Below are 19,899 nucleotides of genomic sequence, written 5' to 3' on the forward strand. Positions count from 1 at the left end.
GGATTTAACCCCGTGCAGCAAGATTCGTTCCACTTCGGTTGTGCGCTATTACTTACTGGGCCAGCCGAATCAACATCGAGAATCGTGACTGATACCTTCTGGTGAATGCTGACATCTATCGTGCCGCAAGTTCCTCGTTCAGCCGCTTTAAATGGCTGCCACACCCTGCCCGACAATCACTTGCACCGAAACCACGCACCGGAATCTCGCCGACAATTCGCTGATTGACGGCGCATTCCGCTTCACCATGACGCAGTACTTCACGCACACGAACACCCGGCGCGGCAAGGAGATAGTCGATGTGCCAATGCATTTTCTTTTCCGGCGACAGGTGACGACTGACCCTTGCCTCGAAATTGCGTAGCGCACTTCCGGTGTAGACATAGAGTCCGGCAGGAAAATCGAAGGTTCCGAAGCGTCCAATGCTAACGCGAACCGGCGCCGCTATCTCGATCAGCAACTGGTAGGTTTGCGCAGTGAAAGCCGGATCAGTCACCACAAAAAGGATTGCTGCGCCGTTCAGCGCCGAAGGTCGACATCGGCCCGTGCCCGGGAATAAAGGCGACATCGTCGCCAAGCGGCCAGAGTTGGTTACGGATGGAGGCAATCAGCGTATCGAAATCACCTTTCGGGAAATCGGTACGGCCGATCGAACCCTGGAACAGAACATCACCGACAATAGCCAACCGACCGGGAGCGTTGAAAAAAACTACATGCCCGGGCGTATGGCCAGGGCAGTACAACACATCCATCTCGACATTGCCGAAAACTACGCTATCGCCCTGCTTCAACCAGCGATCGGGTGTAAAAGCACGCACGTCGGGAAAACCGAACATCCTGCTTTGCTGCGGCATGCCATCGATCCAGAACTTATCTTCATGATGCGGGCCTTCAATCGGCAAGGATAGCCGTTCGGCCAGTTCCGCAACCGCACCGGCATGGTCGATATGCCCATGCGTTACCAGAATCTTCTCCAGTTCCACCCCGTTTTTTTTCGTCGCAGTCAAAATGCGGGAGACATCCCCCCCCGGGTCGACCACCGCCGCACGCCGTGTTTCATCACACCACAGCAGACTGCAATTTTGTTCAAACGGCGTGACCGGAATGATCTGGTATTTAATTGCCATAAATTGTATCGCCTGAAGCTCGAAAATGAGCGCAAATTATAGCAGAGGGTCTGCAAGTTTCCGGCAGGTTGGACATTCGTAGAATTCAGTGTCAGGCCAAGGAATTGAGATACCGATCAGACAGACCATTCCGGACCGTAAGGCTGGAGATCTTATGGATAGGCGATCTACAAGCCATATGCCTGTACAGTGCCGTATTTACTTGCTCTCCCGGCGTCGTGTCTGTAGAACGCCTATAAATGCGGCTTACAGGTGGTATAGCCACCATTTGTGCGAAATAATTCAAAATCCTCCTCTACGGATGACCAGCCCTGATGGTTGCCGCCGATCAGTCAAGGAAGCGCGTTGCGGTGTCCAGATCACTAAAAGTCGTGCTCCGATGCAGGGCCGACACGAATTTGCCCCAGAGGGTATCGGGCTCGCCCAGGCGAAATCCGTAATAACCATTGAAGCCGTTACTATTTTCGCGTAGTGCCAGAGCACGAAAGTGCGAAACGTCGGAATGCCCCAGTTGAATATCCACGTCGCACCAGGTATTAAGGGGAAGCAATTCGTGCGCACGTGCCTGAAAACCGTAGCGGGAAACGTCGATGACCTCAACCGGGATTTCCCGCTTGCCATCGGCAGTGAGAAATACAATTCTTGCCGGGCACTTGACCGTGAAACGCTGGTGGCGCCTGACCGGAATATCCTCCGGACTCGCGGAAAGGGTGGGCAGGACAGATTGGTACTGCGGCAAATCGTAGATTGTATGGAGCAGCACTTTCTTGCGCTCGCTCAGATTCTCGAAGGTTTTGGTCCGCACATTAAAAAAGTGATCGAGCAGTTCTGGCGTCAGCACCGGATCGTTGGTAACAAAAAAACGTCGGCTCGGAAAATGGATATTGGGCAATTTGACTTGCGTGAAATAGGCATGGAGATTGCGACGTGGCGGCTTGGACGAATAATGCTTGCGAAAAATCTCCGGCGCTTCCCGCAGGTCCAGGGTGGCACCAATCGCCGGCGCTCCATTCACAAAATCGTAGCGTTCGACCATCTTTTCTGTCAGTCGCTGAAAGAACAGCAAGGACTCATACATTTCAATATGGCTGGGATTGACGGCAATGACCAAATGCCGGGTATCAAAAAATATCGTGCAGTATTCATACATGAACTTCATCAGCGGAAAGAGGATGCTGCCGCCCGTTTTCCGGAACTTCCGATGGACGGCAAGCGCCGACACTTCAGCGATGTAACCCTCCTTCTCGCGGACGGAAGTGAGGTCGAAGATACTTTGCAGCGGTACGCCCAGCGCGCTTTCGCGGATCAGCGAAATGGTTCCGACCACCTGGCCGTCGTATTTGGCACAAAGCGTTGTTGTAGTCGGCAGTGCATGATAAATCGTCACGCGCATTCCCGACGGATCGGGCTTCATGAAGCCGCTATCGACGTAGGCATCGTGCAGAACGGCAAAACAGGCTTCAAGTTCCTCTTTTGTTTCGGCGATTTTCAACACCAGTCGCTCACCTGGTGCCGGATTGCAGTCCGCGAATGAACGAAAAACCTCGAAACGCTGTTCGCGCGGCAGCCAGGAAATCAGCTTTCTTACCACTTCATGCACGAATTTTCGTGCATGCAAGCGAACGCTTTTTAGCATTGCGCCCCTCTAACGAAGTTTCTCTTTTTTTAATCTTAATACGCTTATCCAAAAAACAAAGGGGATGACCGAAACTGAACTCGATCACTTGCCAGCACTCAAATTTCCGGCATTCCGCCACTCGCTTGGTCTTACCTACTATTGCTGTTTAAGGTCGAGTTGGGCCAGGTCGACACGTTTCCGGTATCCGCGAAACCGCAGCCACGCCTTCTGCGACAGGTGTTTGGCCAGTAAGCCAAGTGGCATCCGCAACCAGTGGGCGCGCACATAGATCAGCCAGCGGGCGGCTGCCGCCCATCGGGAAGGATGGTCCGGGTGTCCAGGGAGGAGCGCGAGGGGGATCAGACGATTCATCAGCTCGCGGATCGGCCAGGAAGGCGCGGCATCCTCCAACCCGGGAAGCACATCCGGAGGTATCGGCGTGCCGAAAAGTCGTTGCGCATGATGCAGCCCATAGAACAGCGGGCGCTCGAAACCCAAAGCGCGCGCCCGTGGCCCCAGGTCCGCCCAGAAACCAGGCTCTTGACCATGGTGACAAAGCAAATCGTGTACATCAACCAGATCCCGCAGGCGTAGGCCCTCGTCAGGGTCGCCCTCGAGAAACAGGTGCACCAAGGCGTGCAACACCATGTCTGCCGGTGCCAGAACACGCAGCCGCGGGTCAGCGAGCGGCCGGGATGCGGCGAACAGCGGCGCGGGGTCCGATTTCAGGTGACTGGTTTTGGGCAGCAGCCGATGGTGGATGTCGATTTCGGTGCCACGTTCCTGATGACGAAGCGGAGGAATTTCATGCATCCAGACGCGGTAGTAACGGTCGTCGTAAGGGTCGATCTGCGTCTTGAACCAGCCGCGCTCGACAAGCCTTTCCTCGATCTCACCGATTCGCTCCTCGGGCACCAGCAGATCGACATCGGCGAAGATCCGACCCCGCGCTGGCGGAAGCTCGGCCAGGAGATAGGCAGTTCCCTTAAGCAGGATCAGCGGCACATCGATGCCTTTGAGAGCCCAAAGCAGGCGGTTCACCTCCCAGGAGATCAGCGTTTTCCGATGCTCGATGACGTTACGGGCGGCCCTCAGATGGGCAGCGGCGCGGGGCGGGATGTCGCCAAGCAGACCAGCTTGGGCGAGATCGGACTCCAGTCGCCCGAGCACTCGGGCGCGCCTGGCCACGCGCAGGAGCAGTTCCCAGTCGGCAGGCGGCAGACCCGGCAGCTTTTCAGGCGCCACTAGTGCCTCGAGCAAGAGACGCTGCGCACGCATGGTTTCACTGGCCACCTTAGCCATCGCTGGCGCATGAAAGCTCGTCGAGCGCGTTGACCGCTTCGTCGAGATCGGAATAAACCAGCGAATAGGAATCGCAGGAGCGAACCATCTCGTTGACCAATCGAAAAGCAGTTTCGTCAAGGACCTCATAGTTGAAAGCGTTGGTCGCGACCATCAGGAACGCCTGGCTCTTCGGTATCGCTTCGAGCGTTAGCGGTGATTTGGCTACCCAGCGCGGAAAGACTAACCAGCGCGGCCGGGCCGGCTCCTGCGCTCGCCTGATGCTATCTACTGGTGGCCGCACATGGGCCACCGTGCCTTTACGCGTCTCCAGGAAGGGCGGGCCGATGATTGCCTCCGGCCTGAATTTTCTGATTACCTCGATCGACTCGTTTTTCAGCGGGATCAGGCGTGGCAACGGGAGCAGCAAGCCATCCTCAGGCCGTACCAAACCGAATTCGTCGGAAAGGAGGCGCCATCCCGAGTGAATCAACGCGGTACAGAGGGTCGACTTGCCATCGCCGGGCGAGGCGGGAAACAGGATCGCCCGGCCATTGCGCTCGACTCCCGCTGAATGCAGCAGCAACAGATGATGCGAGCGCGTCGCCACGCACCAGTTGATTCCCCATTCAAGGGCGGGAAAGGCGTGTTCCACGGTATAGGGCGCAAAGGGGAATTGTCCATCGACGCCAAAATACGCCTGGCGACGCACCCATCGGCGCAGCCCGCGCGGAGCGCTGATCTGGACGTGAAAATCGCTGATCGCGGCCGTGCCTGGCAGGGGATAAGGTTCGTAAAGCTGGTGTGCGAGCGATGCGAATGAATCGAGGTTGGAACGAATCGTAAGGTTGAATGGGCCGAACTGGAGCGCGAGGCCATCTCCTGCCAAGCGTTTTCCCAGTTCCCGGCGGCTCAGGTCACCGACGATCATTGAACGGCACTGGCGTCGTCCAGGCGCTCGATGAGGCCCAGTTCCTCCAGCCGCATCGTGGCGAAAGCGAAATCGTCGGCGGCCAAGTCACCCTGATCTACGCCAAGGGCGGTTTCGGTCCAGACCTTCAGCGCCTCGGTCGGCAACGGACCGCATTCCAGACCTCGGACGATTGCTACGGTGGTCTCGTTGAAGACATGGGTCTCTGCGGAAGAAGGCTGATAAACGATGTAGAGTTCGTCCCATTTCTGCCATTGCAACGCACACCCCGCAGGCGTCGCAACGAAGCCATCAACCTTTAACGGGGAACAGGTCATCAGGAATAATTCGATTCAGATCACATTCCATTCGCGGCCACAATGCAGCACTCGAAACAACTACGCAGCGCCGATTGATGACGCCGACTGAGAACTCAAGATTGCAATTCTTTGCCCGACGAATTGAGAGGGATTTCCACACGACAGCCACTCTGTGGTGGAACCATTAGGGTTGTCGGACCTCAACACGACTGGCTCGGAGTTAGACAATGTGAGGTTCGACAATGTCTCCACTTTGTTAGGATTGGTGCTGCATGTTGTCAACACTTGAGCTTGAACGCATATATCGCCTGGTACAGGTGGCACTACACCATCGGGAACAATTATCCTGCCCGGACGCGGGAAGGATGTTCCTCTCGTTGTTGCGTTTACAATCTTCAACCCAGTGCAAGAAGCCGCGGCCAGCGCCCCGCTGCGCAAAGTCAGCACCAATGGTGCGAACGCTGCAGCACCACGAACCAAACGCCGCCGCTTGTTTTCTGGAATCGAAGTGTCGCCGGAGATGGCTGTTTCACCAGTCGCAGACGACAAATCCACCGACTTCGCCGCGCCGTCAAGTGATTCTGTAGATTTCATGATGCAACTCCTAAAGTATTTCGTGCCCGGTACAGGAATTCCAAATCCAGCATGCTCGCTTTGCCATGGTCAGTAAGCGTCTCTCTATCGTTGCCAGCAGCAGCACCAAGAGCCACCACCCAAAATGAATACTATGCCAAAATCAATAGCGGTTATTGCCTGAGCGTCTTTATTTTCGCTCTCATGGTATGGACTAAACGTCGATTTCGTCACGTTTTTCCCAAAACCAGAAAACTGCTACGCCGTCGCACATCCTTTAGCAAAAAAATTTCTCATCACTAATGTATTAGCAATAATTATTCCAGAATCTTGATCAAGAATAATCATCAAACAAATCAATTTGTTATGAATCCAACCAGCTTCAGCGGAGGAGCCTTGGCAGTCTCGGTGTAAAAAAATCCGACACTTTCCCAGCCACGTTCCACCCCACCATTGATAATTTCTCAGCGCACATCCCGCAACAACTCCTGCAAATACAGCACCGGTACGGCAAAGCTGATCCCCGATGGCTGAGTCAATGCGGATTCCTTGGTGCCTTTTACAAACACCATATTGATGATGCCGATCACCTCACCCTTTTCCATCTCGAAAAGCGGACCACCGCTGTTCCCGGGATAAGCCGTTCCGTCAAGTTGATAGACTTCGAAAGTGCCGCTTTTCAAGCGCTTGATTACCTTTTCGTTCAGTTGATTAGCCGTCGCGCTGGGCAAGGCAATGGGCGTAATGGCCGAAATGATGCCGCGGTGGGTCACCGGTGAAAGTCCGAGAACACCGCCGATCGGGAAGCCGGTAAACGCGACGCTCTGCCCTTCGCGAACCGATCCTCCGGCCTGCAGCACCATCGCCGGCAATGGCGGGCCTTCAATGCGCAGCAGGGCCAAATCATGAGACTTATCGTTCAAGGCAGTTTTTGCCGGGCGCTGCTGTGGCCCGGCTCGGCCGGACAGCACTTGAATCACCAATGCTTCGCCACTGACCGAATCGAGAATGTCTGGTACAACATGGGCATTGGTTGCAACCAGCGTGCCATTGCCCACGACAAAACCTGTTCCCCTCATGACGAATGCCGGGCTGCGGGTCTTGGCATAAGTGCCAATCACGACAATCGAGGGTTTTACCTGTTCGATCAACTCGGGCAAAGCGGCAGAGGCCACTCGCGTGAGCGACAGCAGTGCGCAGAGGACAAACCAGCGCGCAAGTCGCCGGCAGGATGTAGAACACATGTAATTCATCATTGACTCCTGGAAGCTTTAAAGCACCTTGGTCAGACGGATACGCGGCAATTCCGGCGATGGGGTGGTCACTGCCGGATCGTAGGGATGTTCATCGTTCTTGACGACACTCATGATCCGCTTGACGTAATCGCGGGTTTCCGCATAGGGCGGAATGCCTTTGTAACGATTGACCGCGCCCTCTCCTGCATTGTAGGCGGCGACGACGAGAGCGACATTGCCCTCGAAGTAGGCCAGTAGCCAGCGCAGGTAAGACAGCCCGCCACGGATGTTCTGCTCGGGATCGAATGGCTGCTTGACGTTGAAACGTGCCGAGGTTTCCGGGATCAGTTGCATCAACCCCTGGGCATTCTTGGGTGAAACCGCCGAGGGTTGGAAATTGGATTCGTTCCTGATCACCGCCATCACCAGTCGCGGGCTGACGCCATACTCCGGTGCCAGTTTGCGGACCAGACCCAATACTTTCTGCTGTGATGGATTGGTCGCTTTAGAAACATCATCAAAGTCGAAGTCGGCCGCTGAATAACGCATGCATTCCGGCGTGGCGGCCCCTGTATCGCCAACAAACCGCAGCATGTTCTTGGCCTGGACATGCCCTTTTTCAGACGCCAGCTTGAAAAAATAAGCAGCCACTTCGTCGCTGCGCGGCAGGCCCCGACCGTTGGCGTACATCCAGCCCAGGCTGAACTGGGCTTCCGTATCCCCCAATCGTGCGCCTTTACAATAGAGGCTGGCCGCCTGCACAGGATCTTTGGGCACGCCTTCGCCGTGCTCATAGGCGCGAGCTTTGTTCCTCAGGTCGACGAGGTCATTTGACATGGGGTCGTCAATTGCGGAGTTAACAGCCGCAGCCACCGGGGCGACGAAAAAAAATGCTGCCAACAGCGCCGCGAACGATGACGAACTCCGAAGACTCTTTTCGTAGGTGGCGCGCATGATCAGGCTCCTCAACAAGACGATGGTGTGAAGTGAGAAACGTACCAGGGCATGGCCTCGCGAATACCATCTTCCAGCCTGTACGTCGGGGCGTAATTGAGTAAAAGTTTTGCTTTGGAGATATCCGCCTGCGAGTGGCGAACGTCGCCGGGACGGAATTCCCGGTATTCGGGTTTCAGGCTGCCAAGTTCAGGCCGGGTCTCAGCCAGCACCTCACGCAGCATTTCAAACAAGCGATTAAGCGAAGTCCTTGCATCCAGAGCCACGTTGTAGACCTGATTGACAGCGGCCGGATTCTCCGTCGTTGCGGCCAGCAGATTGGCCTGAACCGTGTTGTTCACAAAACAGAAATCGCGACTGGTCTCACCGTCTCCGAAGATGCGCACTTCCTCGCCCAGCAGCATGGCGCGAGTCCAGCGCGGAATAACGGCGGCGTAAGCGCCTTCCGGATCCTGACGGGTTCCGAATACATTGAAGTAGCGCAAACCGATTGACGATAAACCGTAGCAGCGCCCGAACACCTCGGCATACAGTTCATTCACCAGTTTGGTCACGGCATAGGGAGACAAGGGCCGGCCAATCGTTTCTTCCACCTTGGGCAAGTCAGGATGATCACCGTAGGTCGAGCTTGAAGCGGCATAGACAAACCGCCTGACCCTGGCCTCGCGTGCTGCCACCAGCATGTTCAGGAAACCATCGATATTGGCCGCATTGGTCGCCAGCGGGTCGGCGAGAGAACGCGGAACGGAACCCAGCGCCGCCTGGTGCAGGACATAATCGACCTCCCGGCAGGCGTGACGGCAGGCTTCAGGATCACGGATATCGGCTTCGATGAAATGAAATTTCTGCCATTGACCGTTGGAAACCAGCGCCTTGACTTCATCAAGGTTACGCTGATGGCCGGTGGCAAAATTATCCAGCCCAACGACCGTCTGATCCAGCTTGAGCAAGGCTTCGACCAGATGCGACCCGATGAAACCGGCGCACCCGGTCACCAGCCAGCGTGCCTGCTGTGACTGCAAACGTTGACCGAGTTGTGCAAAGGCTGAACTCACAGGCGCCACACCGTAAAGCCGTGAGCTAGCAGTTGCGCCTCGTCAAACATGCTTTTCACATCAGTCACGACGCCGCCTTTCTGCAATTTTCCGACATAGTCTGTCAGTGGCCGATTCTTGAATTCCTTGTGGGCAACCGCACCGACGATAGCCGCCGCCGTTGGCAGATCATCCCAGGCGGTTAACTCCACGCCGTATTCATGCAACGCTTCTTCGGCATTGGCCACCGGCTCATGCACGATGACCCTGGCTCCGTAGGACTGTAATTCGCGAATCACGTCGATAACGCGTGAATTACGCAGATCCGGGCAATCTTCCTTGAAGGTCAGGCCGAGTACGATGATTGGGGCATCCTTGACCTGCCATCCGTTGCGTACCAGTTTTTTGACCGTCTGTTCGGCAATAAATTTCCCCATGCCGTCATTGATTTTTCGACCAGCCAGGATGACTTCCGGGTGGTAGCCCAGCATCTCCGCCTTGTGCGTCAGGTAGTAGGGATCAACACCGATACAGTGACCGCCGACCAGACCCGGACGGAAAGGCAGGAAATTCCACTTGCTGCCGGCGGCCTGCAGCACTTCCAGCGTATCAATTCCGACCAGGTCGAAAATGATCGCCAGTTCGTTCATCAAGGCGATGTTCAGGTCGCGCTGGGTGTTCTCGATGACTTTTGCGGCTTCCGCCACCTTGATGCTGGAAGCGGGGTAAACGCCGGCCGTAATGACACTGGCGTAGACCTGCTTGACCAGTTCGAGCGTCTCCGGGGTATCGCCCGACACCACTTTGACGATCTTGGTCAGCGTTCGCTCCTTGTCGCCGGGGTTGATTCGCTCCGGCGAATAGCCGACGAAGAAATCCTGCTTCCACTTCATGCCGGAATGCTTTTCGATGATCGGGATGCAGATTTCTTCGGTGGCACCGGGATAAACCGTCGATTCAAAAACGACGGTGGCACCGCGCTTGAGATTTTTTCCGACCGCTTCCGATGAGCCTATAAGCGGCCGGAAATCGGGCTGATGCGCTTCATCTACCGGGGTCGGAACCGCGACGATGATGAAGTCAGCTTCGGCCAGTGCCGCCGGATCGCAGCCGACCTCCAGATAAGTCGCCGCCTGCAGGTCTTCGCGACTGACCTCACCCGTCGGATCGACATGCTTCCTGTATTGAGCAATTTTATTCGCCGACAAATCAAAGCCAATGGTGCGGCCTTTCTTGCCAAACTCCACCGCCAGCGGCAAACCGACGTAGCCCAACCCAACAACGGCAACGATAATCATGAGTTTTTCAAGCCTTGTAAAAATTCAAAATACAAACAAACAAACTTCCTATGCTGTATAGGCAAGCCAGAATAACTGATTCAACAAAATCATCCAGATCTGCATCGCTACAGACCTTATGGATAGGCGATCTATAAGCCATATATCTGAAGAATGGCGTATTTAATTCTTCTTCAGCCTTAACCATCGTAGAACGCCTGTTTACGGGGATTCCAGAAGCTTACATTTTTCAATGCCCATTTTCCTCAAAATTCAATACCGGTTTCGATTGGTGATTTCTTCTTCACAGGCTTTGCAACAATTTGGCAACTTCAGCCTGCGCAAGGAACTTGTCGCCAAGTTTGGCCAGTTCATCCAGTTCCTTTTTCGCATCCTCTTTCTTCCCGGCCTTGACCAGGGCTTTGGCCAGGTTCAAACGAATCACCGCACTTTGCGGAGCCAGACTGGTTGCCTTCTGCAACAACTCCAGACCACGCGCCGTTTCACCCTTTTCAACCAGCAACACGCCGAGGGTGTCCATCAAGGCGGGCTGATCAGGCGCCAATTTGTTCGCCTTTTCAGCGTATTCGATGGCCTTCGGATCCTTGTTCTGTGCCGAAGCCCAGGCCAGATTGTTCAGCAGCGCCGGGTTATTCGGCTGGGCATCCACCAGAACCCGATAGTATTTGCTGGCTGTTGCGTAATCCTTGCGGGCTGTCGCTGCTTCGGCAAGATACAGCCGGAACTGTAGATCCTTGGCGTGATCCTTGATCCAGTTGTCGGCAAACTTGTCAGCCTCGCCGGAATTACCGCCAGCAATCAATACCGCATGCAATTTGATGGCCAGTTCGGTTGCTCCACTTTGCTTGAGACCTGCACGGTAAACAGTCGCCGCCTCACTCCATGATTTTTTCAAGGCATGCACATCACCCTCAAGCACATAGCCCGCCGCCTCCTTGGGGCGCTGTTTCTGTATCTGTCGGGCCATGGCCAGCGCCTCGGCCGTTCGTCCGGCGTCAAGATCCAGCATCATGATTCCGCGCTGGGCCTCGATCGAATCGGCTTTGACCGTGAGCGCCTTGCGCAAACTCTGCATGGCGGCTTCCTTGTTCTTCGCCGCCACCTGGATCTCGGCCATGCGCAGATAGGGCTGCGCTGAATTGGGCATCAATGCGGCAAGCTTGCCGTAAGTTGCCAGCGCCTGATTAAAATCCTCTGCTGCCTGCTGGGCACGACCTGCGGCATCAAGAATCTCCGGGCGATCAGGCAATACAACGAGCGCATCCTGCGCAGCGGAGAGCGCCTTTTTAGGCTCTTTAGTGCCCAGGTAAAGACCGATCAGCGCGAGGCGTGGCGCAGGTTCAGCAGGATTCGCCACAATTGCCTTGTTGATCAGGGCAGCCACTTCCTCAGGCTTTCCACCCGTCTTGGCTAGCAACTCCGCCAAGGCAAGCAAGGCCTGCACGTTTTTCGGATCCTTGGCCACGACTGATTCAAAGCGCTTCTTCGCTTCCTCTGGCTTTTTATCCGCCAGATCCAGATTGGCCAGACTGGCAGCCGCAGGGAAATAGGCCGGGTCCATGACCAGTGCTTGTTCAAAGCTTTTACGTGCAGTCACCACGTCGCCCTTGCCAAGATAGGCGACGCCGCGCAGATTCTGCACCAGGGGATTTTCGGGCTGTTTCTTTTCCAGGCCGGCAATGGACTTTAACGCCTGATCAAACTGACGGCTCCGAAGCTGGGAAGCGACCAAAGCCATATCCGCCCTGATGCCGGTGTCGACAGATGCAATCTGCTCCAGTTCGCGGTAGGCGGTGTCGGTTTCTCCCATTGCCAGATGCGAGAGCGCAACCGAGGTACGTTTGCCGGTGCTCTCGGGGTCAAGTGCAGCTGCTTTTGTAAAATAAGCCCCTGCCCTCTCCGCATCGCCGTTCTGCATATAGACCTCGCCAGCCAGCGCCAGCAGGTTCGAATCTTTCTCGATCTTGTCCAGCACGGGTTGCAGGGTGCTGAGTGCTTTGGCCGGCTGGCCGCTACGCAAATAGCTGGCAATCAGAATGCGGCGGGCCAGCCCAAGTTCCGGGGTTTTCGGCAATACTTTGAGCAGGTAAGTCTCGGCCATCGAATACGCTTTCAGTTCGTACTCGATCGCCCCGGCCAGTTGCAGCCCTTGCGGGCTGTCTGGCAGTATCTTGAGATATTGCTGAATGGTTTCCTGAGCCGCCTTGAAGTTTTTCTGCCGATAGAAAAGCTGCGCTTGCAGATAGCTTGTCTGTGGATGCTTGGGAGCTACTTTATTCATGGCCTCAAGTTGCTTGCCAGCCGCCTCAAGATTCCCCTCCTCCAGGAAGCGGGAAATCAGGGAGGAATGCGCTGGCAGATAATCAGGCTTGACTTCCAGCGCCTTGCGATATGCTTCTGACGATCCCTTGGCGTCGCCCTGGGCATAAAGAATATCGCCCTGGAGTTGCCATGCCTCGTAAAGTTTCGGTGATTTTTCCAGAGCAGAGTCAAGCAAAACCATGGCACCAGTGAGATCGCGATTACCCGCTTTGATTCTTGCCAGCCCGATCAGCGCCGGACCATAGTCCGGCATCACCGCCAATGCGACATCGAATGCAGCCTGCGCGGCTTCGGGCTTGCCAGTCATCAGATAGGCTTGACCAACAGTGGTCTGCAGGTCGGCTTTGCTTTCCGGCGAGTTTAATTGGACTTTGGACAGATCGTCGATGATTTTTTTAGGCTGCCCCAGCATCAATTGGGTTCGCGCCAGAAGTGGCGTCACCTGATCGGTGGAATACTTGAGTTCGTCAGCCTTGCGTAACTCCACTAGCGCCAATGTCGGATCCCCACTGTCGAGCAGCGCCTTACCCAGCAAAAACCGCGCTTCGCCCAGATTCGGGTTGTTCTGCAGCGTGTTCTTCAATTGGATTACCGCGGCCTTGTTGTCGTTTTTTGCCAAATAGTCCTTAGCCGAAACCAGCATGGACTCTGGTGTTTCACCTGCGCAGCCGGCCAGAATCAGGGTGGCGAGAAGGGCTGAGACGGCGGTTTTGCGTATTGATTTCCGGGCAGTCATAAATATCCCATAAGAGTGGATGGTACTGATCAACTTCTGAATTATTTCAATCCGAACCGGTGCATTAAATCGTAAAGCGTTGGCCGGCTGACTCCGATCATTTCAGCGGCCTTGAGCACATTTCCATCGGCGCGCCCCAGGGCGGTTATGATGACGCGCTTCTCGGCATCCTCACGAACCTGGCGTAGATCCAGCAGTTTTTCATTCTCTTTTTTCTCCTGATTGATGCCAATATCCTCAACGGTAATCTGATTGCCATCCGCCATGATTACCGCACGCTTGATACAGTTCTCCAGTTCACGAACATTGCCGGGCCAGGGGTACGCTTCAATCGTCCGCAAAGCATCCTCGCGTAGCGTCATGGCGCTGCGGTTCTGCTCTGCAGCGAAGCGGCGAACAAAAGCGTGCGCCAGCAGTGCGGCGTCGCCTTGGCGAGCGCGCAACGGGGGAATAGTCACGACGATTTCCGCCAGACGGTAATAAAGGTCTTCCCGGAAACGTCCTTCCTTGATCAAGACCTTGAGATCCTGATGCGTTGCACAGACAATACGCACGTCAATCGGAATCTCCTGCCGCCCGCCAATACGCTCAATGACTCGCTCCTGCAGGAAACGTAAAAGTTTTGCCTGCAGCGAGTGTGGCAAATCACCGATTTCATCGAGCATCAAGGTGCCGCGATTGGCTGTCTCGATCTTGCCTGGCGTTGTTTTGACGGCGCCAGTGAAAGCGCCTTTTTCATAGCCGAACAGCTCGCTTTCCAGAAGGTTATCCGGTATCGCAGCGCAGTTTATGGCAACAAAGCGCTCAGTGCGCCTTGCCGAAGCGGCATGCACTCCGCGTGCAATCAATTCCTTGCCAGTTCCGCTTTCACCCAGAACCAGAACTGTTGCATCGCTGGCCGCAACCTTTTCAACGGTTCGGCATACTCGCAAGACTTCGGGATCCCGGGTTATCAGTCCCGAAAGGACATCCGGCTGCTGCATGAGTTGCAGGCGTCTGTTCTCCTGCTGAAGATCATAAAGTCGATAAGCGCGTTCAATCGTCAGCCCCAGCATGTCGACCTCAAACGGTTTGGCAAAGAAGTCGTAGGCACCCAGACCCACTGCCCGTAGCGCGTTGGACCGATCATTCTGGCCGGTCAGGACAATGACCTTGGTTTCAGGAGCGATCGACAGAATCTGCTCGAGCAGCTTGAAGCCTTCCGAAACCGAATCGGCATCCGGCGGCAAGCCAAGATCCATGGTCACCACCGGTGGCATGTGGCGACGCACATGAACCAACGCACTCTCGCTATCGCCAGCCGTCAGCGTCTCGTATTGATCGAACGCCCAGCGCATCTGCTTTTGCAGCGCCGGATCATCTTCAACGATCAGCAGATGACGAAATTTCTCTGAATTCATTCCGACTCCTCGTGCAACAAATTCGAATCCATTCCTGCGCCAGCATCAAACAGCGGCAACAACAGACTGACTTGCGTTCCGACATTGATTGCACTATCCACTGAAACCTTGCCCCCCAGTTCATGCACGTACTGGAAGCTCTCGTAGGCACCAATCCCCATTCCTGCCGGCTTGGTCGTTTGAAAGGGCTTGAACAGGCTTTCTCGCAAAAACTCGGGAGTCATGCCGTGTCCGGTATCGCCAACCTCAACCATGGCATGCGCTCCCTGGCGCTCCAGTCTGACCCAGACCCGCCCACCATTTTCAGTGGCATCCAGTGCATTCTGCACAAGGTGCCCGATCACACGCTCGACCCTGTCTTCGTGCCCTTTGGCAATTACCTTGTCGGCCATGTCGATTTCAAGATCGCGGCCCTGCCCCGCCTTGGCTGTCTGGATACGCCGGATGACGTCACCAAGATCAATGCCGCGCGGGCTATCAACGGGTGTTGCGCCCTCACGCAACTGCATCATCAACTGCCGCATGCGCTCGACGGAATGCTCTACGGTCATCAGCATATCCTTCTGGAATTCAGGATTATCCCGATGGCGTTCAACATTCTTGAGCACAAGAGACAATTGCGCAACGATGTTCTTCAGATCATGCACGACAAATGCCGACATCCGGTTGAAGGCGTCAAATTTCTGAACCTCCAGCAAAGCTTCGGTCGCCTGCAACTGCCCCAGGAAAGCCCCGGCCTGCTGGCCGGCAGTCTTCAACAGATCGTTGACCTCCCAATTGACGTCAAGCTTTGTACGAGCCGTTGCCAGAACGACGAAGCCGATCATCTCGCTCCCCGTTGCCAGAGGGACGACCAGCCAGGCATTGGGCACTTCGACCAGCCACACGGGAAGATCGAGTTGGTCATAACGGAGCGGCATGGATCGATACTCTTCGAGATTGATGACCCAGCCACTATCAAGCAAAAACTGACACAATTTGCTGTCGGCATCTTCAGTAGCCGGGGAGAGAGGCATATTCCAGAACGCCGCCTGCGCAAAGAATCGCCCCGAAGGATCTTTCAACCAGAGGGCACCAGCCGGACTTTCGACCATATCCGCCAAGCCCTTGACCACATGCTGCCCCATTTCGGTAAAACCTTCCTGGGACGACAGGGTATTGGTGAAGCGAAGCCATTCTTCCCGATAATCATAGCGATAACTGAAAAAATGCTTGCCGACCAAAACCCGGAACTTCGCCCGCATCGACCCGGACAAGCTCAATATTCCCAACAGCAACAGCGCAGCAAACAACAAAGCCAACTGGAAAGCCCGCCCCCAATCTCCACCAAAATAGCGAACGTAGTAGCCGGCAGCAGCCATAAACAGAAGATACACACCGACTGCAACCAAAGATGCTGATTGCAAGGCAGCCCGCTGTGAAAGAACGATTCTGGTTTTCCATTCACGGCTGCGTACAGTCGATATTGCTACCAGCGGCACCACCAGGGCATGAACGAAACCGCGGATACTGAAGGCATCCGCATCTATCCGATTGAATAGCAAGGCATCCGAATACAGATAGAGATCAAACAGGGCAGCCCCACCAAGCCCTATGCACAACGGCTTGATGCTCCAAAGCCCGTCAGGAGAAACGTTGCGAAACAATTGCTCGACGAGAACCAGCGCAAATACAGCAAGAGCAAGCGAGTTAAACAAAGCCAGCCGCCGGGGAGGGAAGAAGAAACTGATGTCCAGCGCAACCATGATTTGCGCTGCAATGCCAACGATGAGCAATGCCTGTGCAACACCACCCAGCCAATGCAAGCGGTTTGGCAAAAGCGTACCCTCCAAAGAATCCGGTTTGAGCAACACCAGAAGAAAGAAATACCATCCGCCAAACCGGAAGAGATCGGCAAACAGACTGCCTGTCAGGAAAATCGTTTCGCCGGTTAGCGCGAAAGCAAGACCAGCCATCCCCCACAGCGCGCACAGCACAACAGCAATGAACAAGGCGCGGCTACGCATGCCGGTACGCCACCCAGACGCCAAATAAATGGCAAAGGCAGAATAAATGCAAGTCGCAAGCCCATAACTCCAGGCCGTCATTGTTTCACTGCTTGCATCCAACAGACAAACCTCCTCAGATTGCGCCCCAGTGATATGACGCACCCTGGGAAGGTTGCGTTACTGGGCACCCTTACCCGTAAGTACCACACCTACCGTCTCGAACAAGACCACGATATCCAGAAACAGGGTATGGTTTTTAACATAATACAAATCATACTGGAGCTTCTGGATTGAATCATCGACCGATGCTCCATAGTGATAACTGACCTGAGCCCAACCGGTAACCCCAGGCTTGACGCTATGACGAACAGCGTAAAACGGTATCTCTCGCGTTAGCTGATCGACAAAATAGGGGCGCTCGGGACGGGGGCCCACCAGACTCATATTACCGGCCAGAACACTGTAAAGTTGAGGTAACTCATCAATACGCAACTTGCGGATAATGCGACCGACACGCGTCGTTCGGTCATCGTTAGCTGCCGCCCAGCGTGGCTTGCCATCGCTTTCGGCATCCTTGCGCATGCTGCGGAATTTAACGACGTTAAAGAGGCGACCGTTCAAGCCTACGCGTTCTTGGCGGTAAAATATTGGTAACCCATCTTCCAGCATGATCAGAAGTGCAGTTAAGAACATTACTGGCAGTGCGAGCAGGAGCAGTATCGATGCTGCAATGATATCGAACAGGCGCTTGACGAGTGTCCGGCCCCACCCCTGGCGAAACCCTCCACCAAAAATAAGCCACCCAACTCGCAACGAATCCAGACGAATCTGGCCCAGCGCCCGTTCAAAATAACTGGCTAGACAAAGCACCTTTACACCTGACAACTTGCAATCCAGAAGTTCCCGCAAAGGCAGAATTCCACCACGCCGCTCTTGAACAGAAACAATAATCTCGTCGACCTTCAAGGCATGAGCGGTATCAGACAGAGAGTGCTTGCGGGTCAATGCAAGCTGACTCGGAATGCATATTTCAGTGTCGGACGGACTCGGGTAAAAACCAACAATCTGAATATCCGGATCGGACTTCTTCAGCACCTTGCCTACCGACTCTGCCTCAAAACCGGCACCAAAGATAAGCACACGATGCACCATCAACGGTTCGCTTTGACTGTGTATTGTGTAAACGCGATGCGCAAGTGTCACAAACAAGGCAGCCAAACCCGAAAGTAACAATAAATCGCGATTGACATCCGCAATCGAAAGCAAGGCAAAGACACCGTAAGCGAGAGGAACCGACAGATACAGAGACACGACGGCACGCGCTCGGGTTTGTTCAAGGGTACGGCTATGTACCAGGTGATAAAGGCCAAGCCCGGCATTGAAAACAATCATCACCAGGGCAAATATCACTGCATAAGTAACGATAATTTCAAGATTTACCTGCCCGCCATGGCCTAACCCGATTACCGACGTAAGAACGCAGGCGATCGGAAAAAGAAAGTCGAGAACGATCTGGAAAATTTTCTTCCGATGAATCCAATGGCCAAATACTTTCACCACGATTTGCCCCCCAGCAAAAGTGTATTGCTCCAGAACTCTCTTCTTCCCGAAAACGGAAATTAAGGCGTCTTTCCCATAATCCTTTTCAACACCCAGCCAAATGTCTTGGGGCCGAGGTCTTTCTTGCCCTGACAATATATGTCCTCGGAAATGACAAACATATACTTGCATATATGTATTTTCATTACCGAATATCAGGTATAACCTGTGTTAATAAACACTTATACTCAGAATGGATTTTCAGTCATTTGCATTTTTCCGAAATGCATTTGTTGATTGACCCAGCTTCAAAAGGCTTTGTTGCTTTACCATAAGCCCTCCTGCATGCTTAGCCGGTTGCCGCGCCCCATGATCAATGCCTTGTCCCAGTTACTTCTCTATCAACTTGTCGGGGAACTGCTCGTTCGTGCGCTCGGGCTACCGATCCCTGGACCGGTACTTGGCATGGCTTTTTTGTTCATTACGCTGCTCGCCCGAGGCAGGGTCGGCGATGAGTTGAAGACCAGCGCTGGCTACCTGCTGCAGCATCTTTCGCTACTCTTCGTACCGGCGGGAGCCGGTGTCATGTTGCATCTGCAACGCGTCGGCGACGAATGGCTACCGATAACGGTCGCCCTGGTAGTCAGCACCTTTGCCGGCATGGCTGTAACGGCGCTGGTGCTCAAGACGCTAATGGGAAAACCATCCGAAGAAACTGAGATGATCGAAAACAAGGGAGATAAAGCATGAAGCCAGTGCCATTGACCGAAATCTGGGTTTATCTTTCCGCCTCACCATTGCTTGGCCTGACAATAACGCTGCTCGCCTACCAGTCTGCCTTCTGGATATTCCGGCGGGCCGGACAACGCGCCTGGGCAAATCCGGTGCTGATCGCCGTATTTTTTGTGACGGTTTTTTTGTGGGTGACTAACACCCCTTACCCGCGTTACTTCGAAGGAGCACAGTTCGTCCATTTTCTGCTCGGACCGGCCACGGTTGCGCTCGCCATCCCGCTCCATGCGTACTGGAAACGTCTCCGACGAATGGCAATCCCGCTCGTTGCAGCGCTGATTGCCGGGTCTGTCACCGCTGCCATGTCGGCGGTCTGGATCGCCAAGGTGTTGGGCGCAACGCCGGCAACGGTCTATTCGCTGGCGCCAAAATCGGTGACAACACCGATCGCCATGGGGGTCGCCGAACAGATCGGTGGCCTGCCCTCGCTCACCGCCGTGCTGGTAATCCTCACAGGGATTGTAGGCGCCATGGGTTTCCCAGCCCTTTTCCGCATCCTCCGCATTCGCGACCATGCCACGCAAGGCTTCGCCATCGGCGTTGCTGCCCACGGCATCGGCACCGCGCGAGCCTTTTTGGCAAGCGAAGAAATGGGGGCTTTTTCGGCATTGGCCATGGGACTCAACGGCATGCTGACGGCGGTATTGCTGCCACTGCTGCTACGCTGAAACGGCTGAACAAGAATCAACCGCTACATTGACTTCCACGCCAGCCAGGCGACGAGTCCAAGGATGATCAATAGCCCGATGAGTTCGATATAGGCCATAGCTCA

At 54.8% G+C, this 19,899-nt stretch carries 17 protein-coding genes; 2 read left to right on the forward strand and 15 right to left on the reverse strand.

Features of this window, described 5'->3' with window-relative positions; all coding sequences use genetic code 11:
- Nucleotides 1-115 precede the first annotated feature (115 nt).
- The 15 genes from ACOYNV_RS04225 to ACOYNV_RS04295 all read right to left on the reverse strand — a co-directional run bounded on the left by ACOYNV_RS04225 (nt 116) and on the right by ACOYNV_RS04295 (nt 18,356).
- Complete coding sequence (locus ACOYNV_RS04225; RefSeq protein WP_422898497.1) at nt 116-496, reverse strand: GIY-YIG nuclease family protein; 381 nt, start codon at nt 494-496, stop codon at nt 116-118.
- Entirely contained in the window at nt 489-1,127 is a 639-nt protein-coding gene (locus tag ACOYNV_RS04230) for an MBL fold metallo-hydrolase (RefSeq protein WP_422898498.1), read from the reverse strand. The genes ACOYNV_RS04225 and ACOYNV_RS04230 overlap by 8 nt, the downstream gene beginning before the upstream one ends.
- Nucleotides 1,128-1,455: 328 nt before the next feature.
- The gene (locus ACOYNV_RS04235) at nt 1,456-2,763 is read right to left on the reverse strand and encodes an N-acyl amino acid synthase FeeM domain-containing protein (RefSeq protein ID WP_422898499.1); all 1,308 of its coding nucleotides are present in this window, start codon (nt 2,761-2,763) and stop codon (nt 1,456-1,458) included.
- A gap of 138 nt (nt 2,764-2,901) precedes the next feature.
- Nucleotides 2,902-4,047, reverse strand: a complete 1,146-nt coding sequence (locus tag ACOYNV_RS04240; protein WP_422898500.1) for a nucleotidyltransferase domain-containing protein — start codon at nt 4,045-4,047, stop codon at nt 2,902-2,904.
- Nucleotides 4,040-4,957, reverse strand: a complete 918-nt coding sequence (locus ACOYNV_RS04245) for an HprK-related kinase A (protein WP_422898501.1) — start codon at nt 4,955-4,957, stop codon at nt 4,040-4,042. Before ACOYNV_RS04245 ends, ACOYNV_RS04240 begins: the two co-directional genes overlap by 8 nt.
- Entirely contained in the window at nt 4,954-5,274 is a 321-nt protein-coding gene (locus ACOYNV_RS04250) for an HPr-rel-A system PqqD family peptide chaperone (protein WP_422898502.1), read from the reverse strand. Before ACOYNV_RS04250 ends, ACOYNV_RS04245 begins: the two co-directional genes overlap by 4 nt.
- Before the next feature lie 60 nt (nt 5,275-5,334).
- The gene (locus ACOYNV_RS04255; RefSeq protein WP_422898503.1) at nt 5,335-5,850 is read right to left on the reverse strand and encodes a hypothetical protein; all 516 of its coding nucleotides are present in this window, start codon (nt 5,848-5,850) and stop codon (nt 5,335-5,337) included.
- Between the two features lie 443 nt (nt 5,851-6,293).
- A complete protein-coding gene (locus tag ACOYNV_RS04260; protein WP_422898504.1) occupies nt 6,294-7,085 on the reverse strand; it encodes a S1 family peptidase in 792 nt (263 codons plus the stop codon).
- Nucleotides 7,086-7,100: 15 nt separating this feature from the next.
- Nucleotides 7,101-8,018, reverse strand: coding sequence for a transglycosylase SLT domain-containing protein (locus ACOYNV_RS04265; RefSeq protein WP_422898505.1), 918 nt, complete (start codon nt 8,016-8,018; stop codon nt 7,101-7,103).
- A gap of 11 nt (nt 8,019-8,029) precedes the next feature.
- A complete protein-coding gene (locus tag ACOYNV_RS04270; RefSeq protein WP_422898506.1) occupies nt 8,030-9,073 on the reverse strand; it encodes an SDR family oxidoreductase in 1,044 nt (347 codons plus the stop codon).
- On the reverse strand, nt 9,070-10,350 hold the full coding sequence (locus ACOYNV_RS04275; RefSeq protein WP_422898507.1) for a nucleotide sugar dehydrogenase: 1,281 nt from the start codon (nt 10,348-10,350) through the stop codon (nt 9,070-9,072). The genes ACOYNV_RS04270 and ACOYNV_RS04275 overlap by 4 nt, the downstream gene beginning before the upstream one ends.
- Before the next feature lie 283 nt (nt 10,351-10,633).
- On the reverse strand, nt 10,634-13,408 hold the full coding sequence (gene prsT, locus ACOYNV_RS04280) for an XrtA/PEP-CTERM system TPR-repeat protein PrsT (RefSeq protein WP_422898508.1): 2,775 nt from the start codon (nt 13,406-13,408) through the stop codon (nt 10,634-10,636).
- 41 nt (nt 13,409-13,449) lie between these two features.
- Nucleotides 13,450-14,808 carry a PEP-CTERM-box response regulator transcription factor gene (gene prsR, locus ACOYNV_RS04285; RefSeq protein WP_422898509.1) on the reverse strand — a complete coding sequence of 453 codons (1,359 nt, stop codon included), beginning with the start codon at nt 14,806-14,808 and terminating at the stop codon, nt 13,450-13,452.
- Nucleotides 14,805-16,895: an XrtA/PEP-CTERM system histidine kinase PrsK gene (gene prsK / locus ACOYNV_RS04290; RefSeq protein ID WP_422898555.1), complete on the reverse strand. Its 2,091-nt coding sequence runs from the start codon at nt 16,893-16,895 to the stop codon at nt 14,805-14,807. Before prsK ends, prsR begins: the two co-directional genes overlap by 4 nt.
- Nucleotides 16,896-16,973: 78 nt before the next feature.
- Nucleotides 16,974-18,356, reverse strand: coding sequence for a TIGR03013 family XrtA/PEP-CTERM system glycosyltransferase (locus tag ACOYNV_RS04295; RefSeq protein WP_422898556.1), 1,383 nt, complete (start codon nt 18,354-18,356; stop codon nt 16,974-16,976).
- Between the two features lie 348 nt (nt 18,357-18,704).
- Between ACOYNV_RS04295 and ACOYNV_RS04300 the strand changes: the two genes are divergently transcribed.
- Nucleotides 18,705-19,085, forward strand: a complete 381-nt coding sequence (locus ACOYNV_RS04300) for a CidA/LrgA family protein (protein ID WP_422898557.1) — start codon at nt 18,705-18,707, stop codon at nt 19,083-19,085.
- A complete protein-coding gene (locus tag ACOYNV_RS04305) occupies nt 19,082-19,795 on the forward strand; it encodes an LrgB family protein (protein WP_422898510.1) in 714 nt (237 codons plus the stop codon). Before ACOYNV_RS04300 ends, ACOYNV_RS04305 begins: the two co-directional genes overlap by 4 nt.
- The last annotated feature ends 104 nt before the right edge of the window (nt 19,796-19,899 follow it).

Origin of the sequence: Propionivibrio sp. (genome assembly GCF_049316945.1) — a bacterium.
Lineage (GTDB): Bacteria > Pseudomonadota > Gammaproteobacteria > Burkholderiales > Rhodocyclaceae > Propionivibrio.

Excerpts from the sequence above, each read along its gene's own strand:
- ACOYNV_RS04230 (WP_422898498.1), bottom strand. The coding sequence starts at position 1,127 with ATGGCAATTAAATACCAGATCATTCCGGTCACGCCGTTTGAACAAAAT.
- ACOYNV_RS04235 (WP_422898499.1), bottom strand. The coding sequence starts at position 2,763 with ATGCTAAAAAGCGTTCGCTTGCATGCACGAAAATTCGTGCATGAAGTG.
- ACOYNV_RS04240 (WP_422898500.1), bottom strand. The coding sequence starts at position 4,047 with ATGGCTAAGGTGGCCAGTGAAACCATGCGTGCGCAGCGTCTCTTGCTC.
- ACOYNV_RS04245 (WP_422898501.1), bottom strand. The coding sequence starts at position 4,957 with ATGATCGTCGGTGACCTGAGCCGCCGGGAACTGGGAAAACGCTTGGCA.
- ACOYNV_RS04250 (WP_422898502.1), bottom strand. The coding sequence starts at position 5,274 with ATGACCTGTTCCCCGTTAAAGGTTGATGGCTTCGTTGCGACGCCTGCG.
- ACOYNV_RS04255 (WP_422898503.1), bottom strand. The coding sequence starts at position 5,850 with ATGAAATCTACAGAATCACTTGACGGCGCGGCGAAGTCGGTGGATTTG.
- ACOYNV_RS04260 (WP_422898504.1), bottom strand. The coding sequence starts at position 7,085 with ATGATGAATTACATGTGTTCTACATCCTGCCGGCGACTTGCGCGCTGG.
- ACOYNV_RS04265 (WP_422898505.1), bottom strand. The coding sequence starts at position 8,018 with ATGCGCGCCACCTACGAAAAGAGTCTTCGGAGTTCGTCATCGTTCGCG.
- ACOYNV_RS04275 (WP_422898507.1), bottom strand. The coding sequence starts at position 10,350 with ATGATTATCGTTGCCGTTGTTGGGTTGGGCTACGTCGGTTTGCCGCTG.
- prsT (WP_422898508.1), bottom strand. The coding sequence starts at position 13,408 with ATGACTGCCCGGAAATCAATACGCAAAACCGCCGTCTCAGCCCTTCTC.
- prsR (WP_422898509.1), bottom strand. The coding sequence starts at position 14,808 with ATGAATTCAGAGAAATTTCGTCATCTGCTGATCGTTGAAGATGATCCG.
- prsK (WP_422898555.1), bottom strand. The coding sequence starts at position 16,895 with ATGACGGCCTGGAGTTATGGGCTTGCGACTTGCATTTATTCTGCCTTT.
- ACOYNV_RS04300 (WP_422898557.1), top strand. The coding sequence starts at position 18,705 with ATGATCAATGCCTTGTCCCAGTTACTTCTCTATCAACTTGTCGGGGAA.
- ACOYNV_RS04305 (WP_422898510.1), top strand. The coding sequence starts at position 19,082 with ATGAAGCCAGTGCCATTGACCGAAATCTGGGTTTATCTTTCCGCCTCA.